Raw genomic sequence first — 2,139 nt, forward strand, 5'->3', positions numbered from 1 at the left:
TTAATCTTCCAATACGCTTCTTTCAATAATAGCCGTTCTCTGCACTTCTTCTTGGGTGCATGGCCGGTAATCGGTATCTGGTTTACGGCAATGGGTGTTAGCACCATGGCGTTCAACCTCAACGGTTTCAACTTCAACCAGTCGATTCTCGATTCTCAAGGTCGTGTAATTGGTACTTGGGCCGATGTGTTAAACCGCGCTGGTATCGGTATGGAAGTAATGCACGAACGTAATGCTCATAACTTCCCCTTAGACTTGGCTAGTGGTGAACAGGCTCCCGTAGCTCTGACTGCTCCTGCTATCAATGGTTAATTCCTAGTCTGAACGAAAAGGCACTCCCGCGAGGGGGTGCTTTTTTGTTGAGAAGGGAGGGATAACCAGTGGCGATCATGGCTATGAGAGAATAAAAGACAGTTCTGTTATACGCCACAATCATTGATCTTTTAAAAGTTCATATTTATCCCCCAATGTGAAAATTGGCGGTCTTTGTAGGCAAGGGTAAAACTGGATAAATAATCTTTACCGTCTAAATCGAGATTAAAGGCAGAAAAGCAGACGTACAGACTACGTTTATCAACGGCGACAGAGCGACTAAAAATTTTACTGAGAGTATTGGCAGTCAGTCCAGTTTGTTGGCTAAGAATGTCTAAGGTGCAGCGAGTGTTTTGTTTTATTTCCCAATTCATTTTGGCATGGTGGAGTTTTTGGTAGCCGATGGCGGTTAGGATTACGCCGCGCTGACGAGAGGATTTACCCTTTGACTGTTCCATAAGTTACCTCATCAACATAGAGATTAGCAGAATTTTCCATTATGGTAATCAGTGGGGATACAAAAAATTACTTTTTTTACAATATTTAAAGTTTGCGCTAGGAGTCAGGATTTTAACTAGGTGAGATCACCGATGATTCTCCTTGAACAGTTATTATGTACTTAACCTATGGGAGTCTATCGTTATTTAGCGATTGAATGATCTGATCGCCGTTAGGCTTCATCAATTTCCCATAGATTGTGATTAATCCCATACGGCATTTTCATAATGATTTAAAATGTGATAATCTTTGGTTAGCAAAATATGTTTATCTACTGAAGCGTTACTAACAATTAAGCGATCAGAGGGATCACGAGTCCAGTTAATAATGACAGACTGATTAATAATTAAATTAAAATCTTTTTTACATACCTTTAAATCAAGGCAACTTACTAATTCTAGAACAATGTCGTCTGATTTTTCAGTAATTCGCCCAATTTCGTATAAATATTGTAACTCTAGCCTTACTATCGGCGAAATATAGAGTTCATTCTCGTTAATTAGATGTTTGGCGCAATCGCTTAATTTAGCAGTTAGTCCTGCATAAAGCCAGACAACAATATGAGTATCAAGGTAAATCAAGGTTTGTCTCCTGTTCCCAACTGATTTGTACAAGATCATCGGGATCGCCAATAATGGCTTGAGGACGATAGATTAATTTTTGTAATTTATCTACGGTTTCAACGGGACTAATGATTAATCGTTTGCCGTTGCGCTCAATTTCTAGGGGTTTTCCTGTGTTGAGGATTTCATCGAGCAGTTGGTCTAGGTTATTTTGTAATTTACTTGAGGTGACGCTTTTCATTGCTGGTCAAGGGAGTCGGGAGTTTTGGGGACGGGAGATATTCGCTATTATAGCGATCACCGTTATGCTTGATAAATTTCCTGACGATGCCCGATTTTGTGGAGATCAATAATGAAATACTGCTCTAAGCAATCAAATTCTAAGTAAGATTATTAAAATTAGAATCTTGGAACAAAATCCGCAAGTTTTCTTGGGTAAAGTGTTTGTCATGGGTTAAGACTTCTATAATGCCTCTTTGTTTCATTACAATCATAGAGAGGCAATCTGTGAGGCTATAGCCTTTATCAGGACGTTCATCGAATAGTTGAAATCCAGCTTGTCTTAGTTGAGGCGTGTAAGAAATAATTTCCATATTCGACTCTTGGCAAATTTGAAGAGACCTCTTGCATAATTTTTTTATGGTATAATGGAGGGTTTTGCTTTTTTCTCAATTCTTAGATTGAAGTGGAAAAAAGAATAAAATGTGATCTTAGGTCAGGAAATCATCTATAATTTTGCTATGTTTATTAGCAAAATTATGGATTA

The 2,139-nt window shown here is 38.4% G+C and carries 4 protein-coding genes and 1 pseudogene; 1 reads left to right on the forward strand and 4 read right to left on the reverse strand.

Features of this window, described 5'->3' with window-relative positions; translation table 11 throughout:
* Positions 1-312 (forward strand): photosynthetic reaction center family protein (locus H6F92_RS04515; RefSeq protein WP_043998051.1); only part of this gene is annotated, 312 nt, incomplete at its 5' end.
* Positions 313-443: 131 nt separating this feature from the next.
* On the opposite strand, the gene H6F92_RS04520 is transcribed toward H6F92_RS04515, so the two are convergent.
* The 4 genes and pseudogenes from H6F92_RS04520 to H6F92_RS04535 form a co-directional block, all read right to left on the reverse strand.
* The gene (locus H6F92_RS04520) at positions 444-770 is read right to left on the reverse strand and encodes a hypothetical protein (RefSeq protein WP_190356928.1); all 327 of its coding nucleotides are present in this window, start codon (positions 768-770) and stop codon (positions 444-446) included.
* A gap of 243 nt (positions 771-1,013) precedes the next feature.
* Entirely contained in the window at positions 1,014-1,391 is a 378-nt protein-coding gene (locus H6F92_RS04525; protein WP_190356929.1) for a type II toxin-antitoxin system VapC family toxin, read from the reverse strand.
* Positions 1,378-1,614: a type II toxin-antitoxin system Phd/YefM family antitoxin gene (locus tag H6F92_RS04530; protein ID WP_002769357.1), complete on the reverse strand. Its 237-nt coding sequence runs from the start codon at positions 1,612-1,614 to the stop codon at positions 1,378-1,380. Before H6F92_RS04530 ends, H6F92_RS04525 begins: the two co-directional genes overlap by 14 nt.
* Positions 1,615-1,753: 139 nt before the next feature.
* Positions 1,754-1,960, reverse strand: a pseudogene (locus tag H6F92_RS04535) (type II toxin-antitoxin system VapC family toxin); the annotation flags it as partial.
* Between the last annotated feature and the right edge of the window lie 179 nt (positions 1,961-2,139).

Source organism: Microcystis wesenbergii FACHB-1317, assembly GCF_014696875.1.
Taxonomy (GTDB): domain Bacteria; phylum Cyanobacteriota; class Cyanobacteriia; order Cyanobacteriales; family Microcystaceae; genus Microcystis; species Microcystis wesenbergii_A.